The sequence below is a fragment of the Actinorectispora metalli genome (assembly GCF_056323685.1).
Genome location: NZ_JBREYE010000002.1, coordinates 1065112 through 1081877, shown reverse-complemented (window position 1 = coordinate 1081877; position 16766 = coordinate 1065112). Strand labels below are relative to the sequence as shown.

Annotated in this window: 15 protein-coding genes; 5 read left to right on the top strand and 10 right to left on the bottom strand. The window is 64.3% G+C overall.

Annotated elements, in window-relative coordinates; all coding sequences use genetic code 11:
• The first annotated feature begins 143 nt into the window (after window positions 1-143).
• Window positions 144-1148: a hypothetical protein gene (locus ACU6XJ_RS25360; RefSeq protein ID WP_476316710.1), complete on the top strand. Its 1005-nt coding sequence runs from the start codon at window positions 144-146 to the stop codon at window positions 1146-1148.
• 167 nt (window positions 1149-1315) lie between these two features.
• Here the strand turns inward: ACU6XJ_RS25360 and ACU6XJ_RS25355 are convergent, their stop codons facing one another.
• The 3 genes from ACU6XJ_RS25355 to ACU6XJ_RS25345 form a co-directional block, all read right to left on the bottom strand.
• Entirely contained in the window at window positions 1316-1558 is a 243-nt protein-coding gene (locus ACU6XJ_RS25355; protein ID WP_476316707.1) for an amidohydrolase family protein, read from the bottom strand.
• Window positions 1559-1627: 69 nt separating this feature from the next.
• Window positions 1628-3688: an FG-GAP-like repeat-containing protein gene (locus tag ACU6XJ_RS25350; protein ID WP_476316704.1), complete on the bottom strand. Its 2061-nt coding sequence runs from the start codon at window positions 3686-3688 to the stop codon at window positions 1628-1630.
• 30 nt (window positions 3689-3718) lie between these two features.
• On the bottom strand, window positions 3719-4240 hold the full coding sequence (locus tag ACU6XJ_RS25345; protein ID WP_476316701.1) for a hypothetical protein: 522 nt from the start codon (window positions 4238-4240) through the stop codon (window positions 3719-3721).
• Window positions 4241-4606: 366 nt separating this feature from the next.
• On the opposite strand from ACU6XJ_RS25345, the gene ACU6XJ_RS25340 reads away from it, so the two are divergent.
• Window positions 4607-8812 (top strand): polymorphic toxin-type HINT domain-containing protein, encoded by a 4206-nt coding sequence (locus ACU6XJ_RS25340; protein WP_476316698.1) that lies wholly within the window; start codon window positions 4607-4609, stop codon window positions 8810-8812.
• Between the two features lie 13 nt (window positions 8813-8825).
• Complete coding sequence (locus tag ACU6XJ_RS25335; RefSeq protein ID WP_476316695.1) at window positions 8826-9062, top strand: hypothetical protein; 237 nt, start codon at window positions 8826-8828, stop codon at window positions 9060-9062.
• A 156-nt stretch (window positions 9063-9218) separates the two neighbouring features.
• Here the strand turns inward: ACU6XJ_RS25335 and ACU6XJ_RS25330 are convergent, their stop codons facing one another.
• The 4 genes from ACU6XJ_RS25330 to ACU6XJ_RS25315 all read right to left on the bottom strand — a co-directional run bounded on the left by ACU6XJ_RS25330 (window position 9219) and on the right by ACU6XJ_RS25315 (window position 12629).
• On the bottom strand, window positions 9219-10445 hold the full coding sequence (locus ACU6XJ_RS25330) for an amidohydrolase family protein (RefSeq protein WP_476316692.1): 1227 nt from the start codon (window positions 10443-10445) through the stop codon (window positions 9219-9221).
• A complete protein-coding gene (locus tag ACU6XJ_RS25325; RefSeq protein WP_476316689.1) occupies window positions 10442-11590 on the bottom strand; it encodes an MAB_1171c family putative transporter in 1149 nt (382 codons plus the stop codon). The genes ACU6XJ_RS25330 and ACU6XJ_RS25325 overlap by 4 nt, the downstream gene beginning before the upstream one ends.
• A complete protein-coding gene (locus ACU6XJ_RS25320; protein ID WP_476316686.1) occupies window positions 11587-12102 on the bottom strand; it encodes a hypothetical protein in 516 nt (171 codons plus the stop codon). The genes ACU6XJ_RS25325 and ACU6XJ_RS25320 overlap by 4 nt, the downstream gene beginning before the upstream one ends.
• Window positions 12103-12170: 68 nt before the next feature.
• The gene (locus ACU6XJ_RS25315; protein ID WP_476316683.1) at window positions 12171-12629 is read right to left on the bottom strand and encodes an XRE family transcriptional regulator; all 459 of its coding nucleotides are present in this window, start codon (window positions 12627-12629) and stop codon (window positions 12171-12173) included.
• Window positions 12630-12804: 175 nt separating this feature from the next.
• Between ACU6XJ_RS25315 and ACU6XJ_RS25310 the strand changes: the two genes are divergently transcribed.
• Together ACU6XJ_RS25310 and ACU6XJ_RS25305 are read left to right on the top strand one after the other, a co-directional pair.
• Window positions 12805-13398 (top strand): GGDEF domain-containing protein, encoded by a 594-nt coding sequence (locus ACU6XJ_RS25310; protein WP_476316680.1) that lies wholly within the window; start codon window positions 12805-12807, stop codon window positions 13396-13398.
• A 63-nt stretch (window positions 13399-13461) separates the two neighbouring features.
• Window positions 13462-14691: a sigma-70 family RNA polymerase sigma factor gene (locus ACU6XJ_RS25305; RefSeq protein WP_476316678.1), complete on the top strand. Its 1230-nt coding sequence runs from the start codon at window positions 13462-13464 to the stop codon at window positions 14689-14691.
• 84 nt (window positions 14692-14775) lie between these two features.
• Here the strand turns inward: ACU6XJ_RS25305 and ACU6XJ_RS25300 are convergent, their stop codons facing one another.
• The 3 genes from ACU6XJ_RS25300 to ACU6XJ_RS25290 are packed head-to-tail and all read right to left on the bottom strand — an operon-like array spanning window position 14776 to window position 16711.
• The gene (locus ACU6XJ_RS25300) at window positions 14776-15177 is read right to left on the bottom strand and encodes a hypothetical protein (protein WP_476316675.1); all 402 of its coding nucleotides are present in this window, start codon (window positions 15175-15177) and stop codon (window positions 14776-14778) included.
• A 47-nt stretch (window positions 15178-15224) separates the two neighbouring features.
• On the bottom strand, window positions 15225-16277 hold the full coding sequence (locus tag ACU6XJ_RS25295; protein WP_476316672.1) for a tyrosine-type recombinase/integrase: 1053 nt from the start codon (window positions 16275-16277) through the stop codon (window positions 15225-15227).
• The gene (locus ACU6XJ_RS25290) at window positions 16274-16711 is read right to left on the bottom strand and encodes a hypothetical protein (protein ID WP_476316669.1); all 438 of its coding nucleotides are present in this window, start codon (window positions 16709-16711) and stop codon (window positions 16274-16276) included. Before ACU6XJ_RS25290 ends, ACU6XJ_RS25295 begins: the two co-directional genes overlap by 4 nt.
• Window positions 16712-16766: the final 55 nt, after the last annotated feature.

Here is a 16766-nt window from a genome sequence, read left to right as displayed (position 1 = left end):
CTTCCAGGGGTGCCGCTTCTGGGGGTCGGAAGTACCCGGTATTGCAGGAAGTTGCCACTTTCCGCTGTTTTGACGGACTCTCACTCGCGGGAATGGGATTATTAGGTGTCTTCCCGTTGGCGGATGCCCGTTGTGGAGCGCGCGTGAGACGAAACCGAACGATCAGGGTGGCTGGCCGGCCGGACTTCCAGGCCGCGCCGGAGAAGCCGGAACATCGGCGCTGGTTCGCATGGCTCGCGGCGGTCGTCGTACCGCTCCTGCTGGTATTCCTCGGGGTTTGGTATGGCAACCACACCACTCTGAAGAGCTCAGGAACGCAGGGAGCGGCCGCTCAGAGCGGCGCGAACCAGGCCCAGGACACCCAACTTGCGAAGAAACCGCCACTAGTCGCCGAGGTTCGGCGGCTGTCCAATGACGATGGCTGGACCTGGGTGTTCGAGGAGGCTCTCGACCGGGAGCAGCTCCGCTACGCGGACGAGGTGCTTGACTTTCTCCTCACCGGTGGCCCGGAGGACGAAGACGTGCTGCTGCACCAGGCGCGGGCCGAGGAGCGCATGCGCAAAGTAGGTGGCATCCGGGTCTCCAGCCTGTGCCCGCTGACGAAATCCGGCGACCAGGTCTGCCGCGAGGACTCCCGGTGGTTGGTGACGATCACCGGACACCGTCGGGAGCGGATTACGGTGTCCGACATGCGGATTCGGGTGCTGTCCCGCAAGTCCCCGCCTACCGGCACGCTGCTGTTCGGGCCGCCGCAGGGCGGCGAGCCGGTGGAGCGGCTGTTCGCCGACCTGGACGACCCGAGAAGCAGACCGCAGCTCATCGACGGCGAGACAGGCGAGTTGGAGGGAGCCTACTTCGACCGCCGCACGCTCTACCTCGACAACGGCGAGCCGAAGGGCTTCGAACTGACGGCGGGCACCAGTACGTGCTGGTGCACTTGGGAACTGCTCTTCGACGTCCGCTACGGCGACACCCGGGAGACGGTGACCGTGCGTCGAGATGGGACGCCGACGGGTCCGCCCTTCGAGACCGTTGCCTGGGGACCGGACGGCCGCGACTACGGCAACATCGTCGGCGGTGAGCTGCGGGGCGGCTACTTCACTGTCGACTTTGCTTCCCGAACCTGGGTGCCGACTCCGGAGCCGTGATTTCCGGGTTTCGGCCGTCCCAGCGTTTGAGGTTGCGAATGTCCGATAGAACTGGCCGATGCGCTCGGAAATCCTTAGTGAGGAACTTGGTTCGGCCGGTCATGCCAGCGAAAATTTCATGCAGCCTCCGAACTAGATCCACCAGCTGCAGGCTGGTGGGCGAAGCGTCACATTGGTTGGTGTGGCATGCCTTGGAGGAAGACGATCAGTACCCGGGCAAGGGCGGATGTTGCCGAGCGGTTGCCGTCAACCACCAGGAAGTCGGCGTGGTGGCCACTATTGAGTCTGCCGGTGGTGTCGGCGAGGCCGAGTGCTTCGGCGGCGTTGAGGGTGGCGGTGCCGATGACAGAAGGCGGTTCGCTGAGGCGCCCACAAAGCTGGGAAACGCATACCGGCAACACTATCGCCACGGAATGGAGCCTGACCACATAGGACCAGGTCCGAGCGGCCAGACTCCACCGAGTTGTCTTAGCGAGGAACTAGTTGGAGGCTCGTGCTGGAGTTGCTCGGGTGAAGTCCCAATTACCGATGCCACTGTCCCATTTGATGGTGGGTGTGGTGAATCCACCCGTGGTGCCGTTGAACATCCAAATCTTGGTTTGTTCGTTGGGGTATTGGTAGAAGGCGCTGAGGTCTGCGCGGCCGTCGCCGTTGAAGTCTCCGGCGGCGAACTTGCTCCGGGCCATGTCCCATTGGTGGTTACCGCTGTCCCACTTCTGTGTGGGTGCGCTGATGCCATCAGCGGTGCCGATGAAGACCCATATTCCGGTGCGGTTGTCCGGGTATTGGTAGATTCCGGTGATGTCGGTGCGGCCGTCGCCGTTGAAGTCCCCTGCGAGGAAAGCACTCCGGTAGAAGTCCCATCCTCCGGTTCCGCTGTCCCACTTCGCGGTGGGGCTGGTGAAGCCCTCTGGGGTGCTGGTGAATGTGAACAGCCAGGCTTTGGTTTGTTCGTTGGGGTATTGGTAGAAGGCGCTGAGGTCCGCCCGACCGTCGCCGTTGAAGTCACCGGCGACAAACTTGCTACGAGTAGCGTCCCATTGCTGGGTGCCGCTGTCCCATCTCAAGGCGGGTGGGGTGAACCCATCACTCGTGCCGGCGAACAGCCAGGCTTTGGTCTGTGCGTCGGGGTACTGGTAGATGCCGGTGATGTCGGCGCGGCCATCGCCGTTGAAGTCACCGGTGACGAACTGGCTCCGGTTGGTGTCCCAGCCTCCGACGCCGCTGTCCCACTTCACGACCGGGGTGGTGAACCCCTCGGGCGATGCATACCAGATCCACAGTTTGGTCTGGGCGTTCGGGTAGCTGTAGAACGCGGCGACATCGCCGCGGCCATCGCCGTTGAAGTCCCCGGCGAGGAACCTGGTTCGGGCGGCGTCCCATTGCTTGGGGCCACTGTCCCATTTGACGCTGGGCTTGCCGATGCCGTCGGTTGTTCCGTCGAAGGTGAACAGGGCGGTCCGTCCGTCGCTGTAGTCGTAGGAGGAGGCGATGTCCTCCCGACCGTCGGCGTTGAAGTCGGAGACATTGGGCGCCTTGACGGTTGCCGATGCAGTGGTCGATGCCGGTCCTGCCTGTCCGGACGCGTTGACCGGCACGACGCGGTAATGCCACTTCTGCCGGGCGGGCAGACCGGCATGGATGAAGCTGGGACTCGTCGTGGTGTTGAGCAGAGTGGATGCCCCGATGGGAACGTCAGGAGCGGTCGAACCGTAGACGCGGAAGGCCGTGTAGCGCTTCGAGGCGATGGACACCCAGTTGAGGTTGATCGCATGCTGCGTCGCTGGGGTCGCGGTCAGAGCGGTCATTTGTGGTTCGAGCCAGTCACCGAGGTTGTCGGCCCTGGTCTCCGTGGCGCCCTTGCGGGTTTCGGTCTCGGCGAGACAGCTGTGTTGCCAGGACGTGCTCGTCACGGCGACCAGTTCGATGGCGCCGTTGGTTTCGCGGAATGCGGGGCCACCGGTGTCGCCCTTGCAGATCGCGGCCTCGGAGCTTGCCCCGAGGATGGAGAAGGTCGTGTCGGCGACCGACTCCACGGTGAAGGACGCCGAGTGCAGCTGGTCGGGTACCCATTCGTTGTGGGTACGGCCCCAACCGGCGGCCTTGAGGATCTCGCCCGCGCTCGGCGCCTTGGTGCTGATGGTCGGCGTCGGGATGCCTGTGACCGGGGAGGCAAGCCTAGCCAGGGCGATGTTGCGGTCGGGCCTGCTGACCAGGTTAACGATCTTCACCGTGTGCCCGCCGCTGCCGGTGAGGTTCGTCCGTCCGATCTTGGCCGTGGCGGGCGCCTTGGGCGCGCCGCCTTGGCCATTGTTCTCGGGGAAGCAGGAGTTGGCGGTCAGCACCCACTCCGGGTCGATCAGCGCGCCGGTACAGCTACGCGGCCCGACATCGATCTTGGCGATGAACCGGTAGACGTCCGCGGTGGCGGGGACGCCGTTACTGACGGCCTCGGCGGGTACGGCGGTGAACGCGACGGCGATGGCCATCGCGGCCAAGGGGAAGGTGAGCCTGGCTCTGGTGCGACGTGGTGTTGCCACGACTGGTGTTCTCCTCTGCGAGGTTGCGGGTCAGGACGAAGCGCGCAGTTCGAGCAACGTGGTCGGCGGATTGCCCGGCTTCGCCCCCACACCAACCTGTGTCGAACCACTTGGGTCGACATCCACGCTGCTGCGCTCGCCCTTGTCGGTAGTGAGCTCGGCCCGCAACTTGTGCCCGGTTCCCGGACGTTGTCCGTCACCACGGATTTCGAACACCCCGGGCACCTTCAGGCTCAAATAACCGCTCGCACCCAGAACCTTGAAGCAGATAATTCCCTTCTGGTCGGGGCCGATGGATTCGGATGTCTGCACCTCGATTACCCCGATCGACCCAGTCGGAGGTGTCGCACAGTCGGTGAACAGCAGGTGCCCGTCGCCGGAGATCAGCCGCACCCCGTGGTCGGCGAAGATCTTTTCGGCACCTGGGTAGGCGTAATTCTCGATGGCGGCTGGCTGCTCGTCAGCCGCAGGCCCAGCCTGGGCCATGACGCCAAACCCGGCGGCAGACACCAGCACAACGCCAGCGATGACAGGCCAAAAAAGTCGCTTCACAATCCCCTCTTTCCGTCAGCATCCACCCAAATGCGTGCAATCCGCATAGGTGGCCCCCGAATGAAGCCAGCCGACCCTAGCTTTGGCCTACAAGAAAGACGAGCTCGCGTCATAACGAATGAGTAACGTTGTAGTGTTACAAGAAATTGGTCTCGGGTGAGAATTGGCACAGGTGGGGGTTGTTCGGCGGGATCGTTTACTCCAATCGGAGTCTACTCGGCTTTCAGTGTTTGTCCTTGCGGTATTCGCGATGTACAAATCCGATGGCTCGATGGGCGTGCGCGTTCCCGGATCACACGTATTCGACGGCCGTGGTTGAAGTTACGGGGATCTGCACACATAAAGGGGAAATGAGGTGTCCACCGCGTGGACAAAACGTTAATCGACGCCGCCCGAAGGCGCATGGCGGTGATCGTGGTACTCGTCGTCAGCCTCGTCACAGGCCTAGTTGGCGTACCTATCACCGGAGCTGCCGACGATTCCGGCACGCCTTCCGTAAGCCCCGGTCCAGACCGTGCCGGGGTTGTGGCGCTGTGGTTGTCCGGCGGTCCCGTGGTCCACGCCGCTGCGGAGAAGGCGCTGCTTGGTTCCGATGCCGATGTTGTCGCGTTTCTGGAGTCCGGCCAACTGAAGGCCGCTCCGCGGGATGATCGGATCAGCGTCAACCAGATGATGGCTAACGGTGGGGTGGCCATCAAGGACGCGGCGCAGAAGGCCTTGGACTCCACCGACGAGGGCGCGCTGCGCCAGTTCTTGGATACGGGCTGGCGTACCCCATGGGAACGTGATCAGCGCATCCGCATCAACCAGATGATGGCCGGCGGTGGCGATGAACTCCGCAAGGCCGCACAGAAAGCTCTCGACGCGGGAACCGTTGACGCATACGAGGAGTTCCTTCGTTCAGGATGGCGCGTCCCCACGGAGAGGGATCTCCGGATCCGGGTGAACCAGATCATGGCAGCCGGTGGCCCCGAGGTTCGCAAATTCGCTCAGCGGGCACTCGACGCGGGCACCCAAGAGGCCTACGACCAGTTCCTCGACCACGACCAGGCCGCGGCCCAGGCACGTGATCAGGAAACCGCCACCGTCGCCGAGCTGGCCGGGATCGCCAAGCAGGCAGGCGAGCAGGCAGCACGGGAAACTCAAGCCTCCAAGGAAGCCGCTGACCTTGCCGTCAGGGAAGCGGCTCTTGCCCGCGAGGCGGCCGAAATCGCGGCCAAGGCGACAGAAAGCGCCAAGAACAACGCTTCCGAGGCGGCCGCCGCGGCAAACCGCGCCGCTGACGCCGCCATCCGCGCCGCGCGGGCCGCACAGGAGGCGATCGGCGCCGCGAATGCGGCCAGCCGTGCCGCCAAGATCGCCGCGAGCGCCGCCTCGCGGGCTGCCTCCGCTGCGTCCAAGGCAGGACAGGCCGCCGCGAACGCCTACCGTGCGGCAGCCGCCGCGGCAACCGACGCCAAGGCCGCCGCATCCGCCCGCCAAGCCGCCCAAGCGGCCCGTGACGTTGCCGAAGGTGCCCGACTCGCGGCGGACGCCGCTGGGATTGCAGGAGACGCGGCAAAAAACGCCAGTGCGGCCGCAGGTGCCGCGCGGGATGCTGGCAACCAAGCCGCCCAGGCAGCCACTGCTGCCGCCAATGCCGGTGATTACGCTCAGCAGGCCGGCGCCGACGCCGCTACCGCCCGCTCCGCCGCTGCCAAGGCCAGAGCGGAAGCGGCGCGGGCCAATCGCGCCGCCAACGCCGCGCAGACCTTCGCCAATCAGGCTGCCGAGGCGGCCTACCAGTCCCGCGCAGCCGCCAACCGGGCAGCTCAGGACGCCCTCGCCGCCGCCATCGCGGCAGACGAGGCCGCCGAGCACGCCGGGAATGCCGCCGACGCCGCAAGGAAAGCCACTGCCCACGCCAACGCCGCCAGCGAGGCGGCGAAGACCGCAAACGACGCCGCCACACAGGCTCGCATGGTTTACGACGCCGCCCGTAAGGCCGACGAAGAGCAACTCGCGCTGCGCGCCGAACAGGCCGGCGAAGCTGCCGAGCAAGCATTGGAGTCATCCAAGAAGCAGCAGGCGTCGGTGGCATGGGACGCATCTCAAGCGGCCAAGCGAGATGAGGACACCAAGCGGCTGCTTGCGGAGGCGACCACGCCCGACACCGATCTCGCGGTCGTCGCCGCCAAGGGCAGGCAGATCGCGGTGAGGCTTGCTCAAACCGGGGGCCCGTGGACCAAGATCGCAGCTCGCGACGCCTTGTCCGGCTCCGACGCCGAGGTCGCCGACTTCGTTCGCAAAGGCCTGGACATCGCTGCAGGACAGGATGATCGAGTCATCCTCCGCAACCTCGCCGACGCCGGAACAGAGAACATGCGCAAGGCCGCCGAGGCCGCGCTGGCGGGCTCCGACGCCGATGTGCGCAAGTTTCTCGAAACCCGCGACTACCCACGCAGGGACACTGACGACCGCATCCGCGTGAACCAGGCCATGGCAGCCGCGCGGGAAGCCGGCAACACGACCGTGGTCGACGCCGCCCAGAAAGCCCTCGACACCAAGACCGGTGCCGCCTATCGGGAGTTCCTTGACCAGCGCCAGTACATCGCCGCCGAACGCGACGACCGCATCAAGGTCAACCAGATCATCGCCAATCCCGGCAGCGGGCCCGAGCTCAAAGCCATGGCCCAGGCGGTACTCAAAGGCTCGCCCGCAGTGATCCGCCAGTTCGTCGAAACCGGCCAGCACGTCACCGCGCAGCGAGATCAGGACGCGGCCGCTCACAACGCTCAAGTCGCCGCCTACGTCTCGCAAGCCGCGACTTCGGCATCCACCGCGGCCAAGGACGCCGCCGAAGCGCAAGCGGCCGCCGCGACCGCCCGCGGGGCCGCCGCCGAAGCCGCTGGATACGCTAAACAAGCCCAGGACTCCGCCAACCAGGCCATCGACTACGCCAAGCAGGCCCGAAACTCAGCCACACAAGCCGAACAACAGGCCCAACGTGCCGCGGCCTCAGCCAACACCGCCCGGCAAGCGGCGGACTCCGCCAACGAATCCGCCCGCCAAGCCCAACGCTCCGCCAACTGGGCTTGGGCATCGGCCTCACAGGCTGCGGGCTTTGCCCGCGACGCGTACGCCTCCGCGCGGCGCGCATATGACTCGGCGATGGCAGCGCACAAGGACGCAGCCGCCGCCGCGCAGGCTCGCGACGAGGCACTGAACATCGCCAAAGTTAAGGCCGAACAAGAGGCCGCAGACCAAAAAGTCAGATGGGCCAACGAATGCGCGGCGAAGTACAAGAACGACGCTGGCAAACGAGAAGACTGCGTCAACCTGGTCACCGCCACCTATGAGCAACAAGTCACCACGGCCTACGAACGCGGCAAGCTCTGTCACAGCCTCTACGCAGGCCAAAGGGGCAGTCTGCTCCACCGAAACTGTCTCGCCGGAGTACTCAGCCCCGAATTCGACCCCCTCGGCTTGTCATTCATCGACTGGGAATATGCCCGCCAACAAAGCCAGGTCGCACTCAACACGCTGGTAGCCTTCGTCGCCGGTCTGCTCTGCGCGGTTCTGGAACCCTGCGGGGCGTTCGCTCTCGCCGCCACCCCCGAGGGAGCGGCAATTACCCCCTGGCTGGCGGCAGGCGCTGCCAGCACCACCGCAGCATTGACCGCCGCCAGAATCACGGCCCAACTCGAAGCCGCCACAATCGAGTCGGCCGCCGCTCGGGCGAGGCTGGCACAGCTGATCGCGCAAGACGCACGCACAGCCGCTTGGGCGGGCTGCAACAGCTTTACTCCAGAAATGTCCGTGCAAATGGCTGACGGGACCACCAAGCCGATCAAAGACATCAAGGTAGGCGACCAAGTCACCGCAACCGATCCCGCCACCGGAAACACCCAGGCCAAGCCGGTCACCCGAGTCATCGTCGGCCAAGGCTCCAAGGAGCTCGTCGACATCAAGGTCAGCGCAGGACAAGACACGGGGACCATCCGCGCAACCGGCAGACACCCGTTCTGGTCGGCCAACGCCCAAGAATGGGTGGAAGCCAAGGAGCTCCATGTCGGCGACCGCCTGTATTCTCTCAGCGGCGAACAGGCGATCGTCACATCCCTGCGTCACTATAGGGCGAACCAAACCGTCTACAACCTGACCGTCAGCGACATACACACCTTCTACGTACTAGCGGGAACGACACCAGTACTCACGCATAACACCAACGGGCTGTGCGGCCTCGGAGGACTCAAAGTCGGCATAGCCCCGCAAGAAGTGATAGCGATAAACAAGAAAATCGATCCTCACCACCTTCTCTACAACGGCTCTCCCGAAAACATGCTCGCGAACATGGCCCGATACGAGGGGTTCTGGGAGAAGATGGCCGTCGTGATCCGGGACATCGCAGGGGGCGGCCACATGTTCAGGGACGGCAACCATCGGACCGCACACGCCGTTGTCGAGCTGCTCATGCTCCGCAACAAGATCACCACACCTACGTACAACAGGCTCGAGCACGTCATCCACGAAGCGGCCAAGGGTAAACTGCAAACCGTCGACGAGATCGCTCGTGCGCTACGCGGCTACTAGAAAGGAATCCACTGTGGACCTCGAAGGGTTCATGAATCGAATCGGAAGCACCGGCGCGATCGTTCTCCTCAAATACGACGGCGTGCGCGAAGCCGATCACTGGAGTTTGCTGATCTCCGGAGATCCATTTGGCGAGCGATTCTTCCGCATGGACGCACCAACGCTGAACGAGTGCGTAGTCAATGCGATAAACTTTCTCCTGGAGTCCGGTGACGAATGGAGCTGGGCGCGGGAGTACCTGGAGTATTGACGAGAAAAGCCATCGCGCCGTGTTGAATATGCTGTAACGTTTGGGTGGGCCTCCGATTCGGAGGCCCACCCAGTGCGCGTTTGGAGTGATTACCCGAGCGGCTGGATCGGCTTCACGACGGCGAACGCAGTCCGCAACTCCCTGAGCGTCGGCTCATTAGACCCACCAGCTATCTACCCCTGCGCGGAACGTCAAATTGGGTTGGTGTGGCTTGCCTCGGAGAAAGACGATCTGTACTTGGGCAAGTGCGTGGATGTTGTCGAGCGGGTTGCCATCGAGGACCAGGAGGTCGGCGTGGTAGCCAGTGGTGAGTCTGCCCGTCGTGTCTGCGAGGCCGAGTGCTTTGGCGGCGTTGATGGTGGCGGTGTCGATGATGTCTTCGTTGGTAAGGCCGACGTCGGCGTACATTTCCAGGGCGCCGACCATGTCGGTGAAGATCGCGTTGCGTTGACCCGAGTCGGTTCCCGCGATGATGGTGACCCCGAGTTCGTGTAGCCGGCGAACGCGGCTGCGCAGCACACGGGCTTTATCCTCGCCGTGTTGGACAGCGAGGCGGCGCCAGCTTCTGCTCAGTGCCGGGCAGACCGGGATGCCTTTCACGGCGAGTTGTTGGGCGAGCTGTTCGTCGAACTGGAAGGTGTATTCGGGGCCGAGGAAGGTGCAGTGCTCGATGGTGTCGACCCCGACCTCAACGGCGTCGGCGATGGCGGTGGTTGCGTGGGCGTGGACCGCGACCCGCAATCCGTGCCGGCGGGCCCGGTCAACGATGAGCTGGAGCTGATCGAGGGTGAACTGTGCGTCCCACATTCTGGGGCCGTGAGGTGTAGTGGCACCGCCGGAGGCCATTACGTTGATCCAGTCAGCTCCCAACTCGGCATTGCGACCGATGTGGTCGTCGATGTCTGTGTTGGTGCGGATGTGTGCTCCAAGCGAGGACCAGTGACCGTCGGGCACCGTGAGCGAGACCCCCGCGGTGAGGATGCGTGGGCCGGCGAGGTGTCCTCGGGCGATGGCGTCGCGGACGTGAACGGTGAGGCCGTCCTTGTCGCCGAGGTCCCTGACGGTGGTGACGCCTGCGTCCAGTAGCTGTTGGGCTCGGCCTGCGATGGACAGGAGCAGTTGTTCCCGGCTGATGTGGTGTATGGAGGTCATCGGGTCTCGCCCCGCGTCGAGCGCGAGGTGGACATGGCTGTTGATCAGTCCTGGCAGCAACGTGCCTTGCGGGTAGGCCAGATGAATGGTGTCGGTTGGCGCCGCTGCGTGCACTTCAGCTCTCGGTCCAGCGGCGGTGATCACGTCGTCCGTAATTAGGACTGCCCCATCGAGAATGCGGTTTCGAGCGGGGCCAAGGATGACCTGCCCAGCCGAAATCAGCACACTCATGAACCGGATTTCCCGTTGTCCATTTGGGCGCCGAGCGCCTGGGAGAGAGCGACGAGTTGCCGGACATCGGTGGAGAGATCGCCGCTGTAGGCAACAGCGACGCGAGCGGCAGGCTGGGGCCGCTCATCGTGGTCTGATGGCGGGACAAGTTGCAGCGCCCGCCGTATGTGGATGGCGAGCACGTCTGGCGGGCTGGTGTCGAGGTCGTGTTCTTCGGCGGTGTGTCTGAGACGGGGGCTCAACCGAACCAGCCCATCCCTGCATTCGATGAATCGGCGGTAGAAGAGCCGGTGAATCCGGAAAAGTCCAAGCTGCTCCCACCAGCGGGGGTGGATGTCTCGGTTCAACCGGTATTGCGGGTAGGCGTCGTTCAACAGCGTCCACAGCGGACCGAGCTGACGGTAGAGGTTTCGATGGTGGAACCAGAGCCGCGCCGCAGCGACCATCTGGGCGGCCGCAGGAAGCGACATCCCAGCCACGATCAGCAGTTCGGCCAAGGTCGACACGCCCCAATTGGCGTGGGTGACGGTCTTGTTCCAGGTTCCTCCCGAGTAGCGAACCCCCACATAGACGACTCGTACCACGCTGGTGGCAGCCAAGCCGAGCAGACCGGCGGTCATCAGCCGGAGGCCCCAGGAGAGCCATCGGCCAGTGGTTTTGGCGTAGCGGACCGCCCATGCTGCGGTCATGGCCAGCAAATAGACGGTGTAAAGCTCGCTCACGAGGTAGAAGGCTGCGATTGGCAACTGTGTGATCTTCGGAGTCGTCAGCGTGTGCCCGCGATCTACCGCCGGTGTTGCCAGCATGGCAAGTGTGAGGATGGCCAGCACCAGCGCCAGCACGACCGCTTCTCGACGGGCTACGCGGCGAGATCTTTCCTCGTCGGAGGCGATGAGGAAGAACAGGAGCAGCAGGTACAAGCCCGCGAAGACCAGGATGTTCAGCCCGACTTTGATCACGCCTGCCGAGATGTATGGGGTCAATGCGGCTTTGACCTGCGGAATGCCCAGGATGTTTCCTGCCGCGAGCAGGCCAAGGGCAGCGACGACAAGACGAAGGGCACGGTCGTACGGCGCCCGCACCAAGTGCACCAGCTTCCAGCCGAACCCCAACACGAGGCCGACGACCAGGGTCAGGTGAATCACAGCCAACCTCGGCGATCGCTCAACGCCTGTTCCATGCGTCGGACACCAAGATCGCCTGGACTTGGGACGGCGACGGAGTCCAGCACGCTGGCCCATTCGAGAATGATGGTCGCGACCGTTTCGGCTTCGCGTTCGTGCTCGGCGTCGTAGCCCGTGCGTCGCAGGGCTCGACGGACCGCATCGGGTTTCAGGTCCGGGTAGATGTCGCGGAGTAGGTCGTCGTCCGGCTCGTCGCTGTGGTGGTCGGCGAGGATGTGTCCCAGTTCGTGCAGGATGATGTGGTCTTGGTGAGGCTTGCTGGTTTCCTGCTGGTAGAGGATGTAGTCGACCTTGTCTGTGAAGATCCACAGCCCGAATGGCCCGGGGACTTCGATGGGATGAGGCACCAGACGGATTGGCCTGCCGCGTTGCTCACCGACTCGACGGCACAGTTCGACCACGTCGAGTGGTGGCTGGATATCAAGCTCGCGAAGTAGTCGTCGGCAGCGACGCCTGAGTTCTCGTTCCTCCATGCTCGCTCCTCCTCGCGGTGAACGCCCGGAGAAAAATCGGAATGCGCTTGGGTCCGGGTGCTCTTCGGCTAGTCCTTCACCTCGCCTGCGCGCGCCGCCTGTTCCAGGCGGTGAACCACGTCAAGCAGCCCCATCACCTGGCGGCGTCCTTCGGGTGAGAGCTCCTCTGCCCGCATCGCCATGACCCGAGCCTCGCTGCTGTTGGCGAGGTCGGCCAGACGGGCCCGCTCAGCGCGGAGCTCCTCCAGCTGTTGATCGACTCGGTCGGTCGTTTCCTCATCGAAGAAGTACGCCGCGGGTACACCGAAGAAGTCCGCCAAGGCTTGGATGTGCCGAAACCCTGGGTTGTCCTTCTGTCCCTGCCTCAGCAGCCACACGTAACTCTGGGAGATCTGGTGGCCTGCCCGGCGGCACCCGGCGGCGACCTGCTCGTTGCTGAACTCCTGGCCGTCCTCGCCCTTCATCGTGGCGAACAGGTGGTTCAGCTTCCGCGAGAAGCTGCCGGCCTCGATTGGACGCTTGGCCATGCCTCCCCTTCCACCAGCACTTTTACTGATGTGGACACCCGATAGTGTGTAGTCGCCCATAACGGTTGAGTGTTAGTCCTCCCTGAGCCTAATGTGGCTTATGCCACACCTTCAACTGATGTGGACACCTTCCCCCCGGATGGTGGACATGACGGTGTAGGGCAAGGGGTAAACAATGCTCTTCGAAGTCACGGACCGCGTCGACCGGGCCATGTGCCCCACATGCAGGCAACCGCTGGAGTACCGGTCGACGGACAAGTTGACCGGCCTCCTGGACCGGTGGGCCTGGGATGAGCAGGCGTTGCGGTTGTGTCGCACACGGGCTGCGCGGCCGATGGCTCTCCTTGTCATCGATGTCGACCGCTTTCGTCTGATCAACAATCAGCATGGCCACCAGGCTGGCGACACTGTGCTTAAGGCTTTGGCAGGGGTGATCGCCGCCGGGGTCCGCTCTGCAGATGTTGTCGGCCGTTACGGTGGGCATGGCGGCGATGAGTTCCTGCTGCTTCTCGCTGACTCCGACGTGCACGGCGCGATGAGGCTGGCTCGAAGGGTGCAGGCCGAGGTCAGGAAACTGACGGTTCCAGTGCTGTCGGTATCGGGCAGTCCTGTCTCCATATCACGATTGACGGTCTCCGTTGGAGTCGCGATGTCGACAGTGAGCCATCCGGTTTCTCTTGAGCAACTGTTGCTCCGTGCCGATAGCGCACTGCTGCAAGCCAAGCGGGATGGCCGAGATCGTTTGATCGTCTATTCTCGCGGCGTGTGATTCGACGGTCAACTTTGGGTACGCATTCCTGATCAGTAGCCCAGTTCGTGAGTGGTGAGTTCGTTGTCCGATTCGATGAAGAAGTCGAGGATTTCGTCATTCAGCATCCGAGAGGTGAAGGATCTCTGTTCAAAACACACTCGGCTCGACACGAATGCCCTCGCCGAACTCGCCCCGGTCGCTGTGGCTGGCCGACGGGCGTTTCTCATCCTGTATATCGGCCGGCACGCAGCTCAATGGCAGAACGGACGCCTCAAGCCGCCCCAGTTCGTGACTCGTTCCAAACTGGCATCCGGGTTGAGTTGGGAACACTGTCTAAGTCAGACATCGGACCCGCGGACTCGCCATCGACTGGTGGCACGCCGCAGGGCCGGAGACATCGCGACCCAACACCTTGTCATTCTCGCCGAACCACTCGTCCGCAGCGTCGTGCTGTATCTGGCGCGACGACGGGAGCGGACAGCAGTGGCGGACCTCGCCGATATGTTCAACACGGCCAGGGCCGCAGTTGCCCAAGGCATTTGGGCCTACGACGAGAAGAGACGATCCGGCCCTCAGTACCTCCGCCAGTGGATCGAAGAACACATCCGCCGAGAACTGGCCGGCTCTCTTTACCAGGTTTCGGTGCCCACTCGCAGGCAACAAACGTTCAACCGGATCGCTGCCATCCGGACCGCTCTGCGCAGCGCTTGGGGACGTGAGCCGACCGATGAGGAGATGTTGGCTTATCCCGGCGCCACCTTCAGCCAAGGCGACCTTGCCGATGAGCGGACCACCCGGCCCCACCGTGGCCGAACAGGATTGGGTCTCGACCTCACCGTTGGGGACAACGAGACCGGGGCCGACCGAGCCGTTCAGCCTGCTATGCACGACCGTGCGGATGTCGATCCCAGCGAATCCGAGCTACACCAGGTTGACGAGAGGATCGGGCTCTCTGGGTGGCAACTGGTTCTCGACGCTTTGCAACTGGACGACCAGAGCCGGCTCGTTCTGGTGCAATACGCAGGACTACCGCCGTACGACCGGCTGACCGAAGCCGAACGTTCCCAGTCGGCTATTGCGGCTCGAATGGGCATCAGCCAAGAGACTGTGTGCACTGCCCTCGCCCGTATGTACCAAAGGGCGGCGGGCGAGGAGTCTCCACTTCCGAGTTTCCTTTTGGGATTGACCACGGACGATCGTGAAGGGCTGGGGCTGGAGCGGTTGGCACAGGTGCTGCGGCAACGCGGTGTCGGGTCCTTCATACGCTGCGGTTCACAGCCTGGCTGTGGCGGGCCACAGTCGGCGGCGTAGTTGGCGATTGGTCGTACTGGGACGAGCGATGGAGGCTGGCCCCTGGGCTGCTGTGGTCGTCCACGGAGCTGGCGATGCGATAGCTCACGGCTCGGCGTTGCTGTCCGAGTCCGCGGTTTCGATGTCGGGGATGACGTCGATTTGCAGCTGTTGCCGCAGATCGATCAGCACGCTGTCGATGGTGAGAAGCTGCTGCAGCATGTCGGCGGCAGCGGGGACATCGACTGACTGGTCGTCATAGCCTTCCAACACCTTCTCCAGTAACGCGGCGGCAGCGCGTATGGCGTCGGTGCGAGTCAGCCACACAGGGTGCGGGCCGGGGCGGGTCGCTTTGTAGTTGGTGTCGACCAGTATCAGAGCAACAGGCTCCGATCCCCGCGCTGCCTCGGTGGTTTCGATGGAGAGCGTGTTCGGCCACTCCTCGACATCATCGGGATCATTGGTGTATCCCGTGAAAACCGCAGCTCGTCGGGTGGGAGAGGCCACGCCACGGATTCCGGGTGGGGAGCATTCTGTTCAGACATGGCTTCTCCTCACAGCAAGTCGGTTTCATCAGTGGCGAGAGGGTGTTGTTCGCCGGTGAGCGCGGAGAGGGCGTGGGCGAGTTCGGTGAGGTTGGCTCGGACGTAGGTTCCGGTGGTGCCTGCGTCTTTGTTGTCGCTGTGGCCTGCGTATTCGCGGGCGGTGGCGTAGCCGAAGTTGCGTTCGACGAAGGTGAGGGTGGTGTAGCGGATCCAGTGGGTGCTGACCTGTTGGGTGGCCACCCAGGGGAGGTGTTGTCCGAGGCGTTCCCAGAGGTGGTCGTAGCGTCGGCGGGTGATGGGTTTGCCGCTGGTGTAGCGGAGGAGTTGCCCGCCGTCTCGGGCGGCGCCGCGGGTGTCGGCGTGGTGGACGAGGTGGGCCATGAGGGTGGGGGAGACCGGCTGCCAGCGGACGGTGCCGTTCTTCTCGGTGAGCCGAATCAGGCATTGGGTCTGATCGAGGTCGGGGTAGGTGAGTGCGAGTGCGCCGCCGCGACGGCAGGCGGTTTCGGTGTGGAGCCGGAGGAGGAGGCAGTCCAGGGCCGGGTCGTTGCCGGTGGTCGCGGCGGTGTGGTTGATTTCCGCCAGTCGGTTGGCGGGCAATGCCCGTCGGGTGGATCGCCGCCGGGGTGGTTTCGGGACCTTGCGGGCCGGGTTGGCTTCTTTGCTGATCAGTTGGTCGTCTTCGGCGTGGCGGTAGAGGCAGCGCAGGGCGCCGATGAGGTGTTCGGTGGCGCTGCGCCCGCCGCGGGCGTTGCGGCGGATCACGACCCGGGTTTTGAGCAGTTCGGCCAGTTGGCGGATGTCGGAGGCGGTGGGTTCGTCGAGGCGCTTGTCGGCCCAGTGTTGGAGGATGCGGTTCCAGTACGGGCCGTAGGCCTTGCGGGCGCCGACACCGACGCCTGCGGAGACCGCGGGGATGTACTCCCGGAAGGTGGGTATCTGTTTGAGCGGTGTTGGTTCCTGGAGAAGGTCGTTGGGCGTCAGTCCCATCCGGGCCAGCAGCAGCCGGGCGGCCTCGATCTCGGCGGGCTGGGGTGGCGGAAGCGCGGGAGAAGTTGTCATCGCTGGTCGCCTCCCCACAGCCAGGCGTGGTGGTGGGCGAGCATGGCGTCGAGTGCGGCCATGGTGTGCAGGACCAGCACCCCGTGCTCCGGCGCGGCCGCGAGCAGCAGCCGGTCCCCGGCGATGAGGTTGCAGCGGGAGCGGACGGGCGCGGGGATCGCGACACACGGCTTGGACGGCAGCACGAACACCCCCGTCCGGTCGGGACGCACCACGACGGAACCGGCCACGGCGGTGAGGGTCAGCCGGATACCGGCGGGCCACCGCAGGGCCTCGATGACCGCCCGGTCGCCGATACGGCCGTCGCGGTCCATGCGGCCCATGCCGTAGACCATCTCTATTGAGTCAGATAACGCACCCAACTCACCCAGCGGCAGCGGCCGGACCCTCCGCACACCGGACGCGGCGATAGGGGCAGCCGGGAGGGCGGTCATGAGCGCCACCCCGCAGACGACAAGCAGGGCCAGCCCAATACATGATCAAAGAATC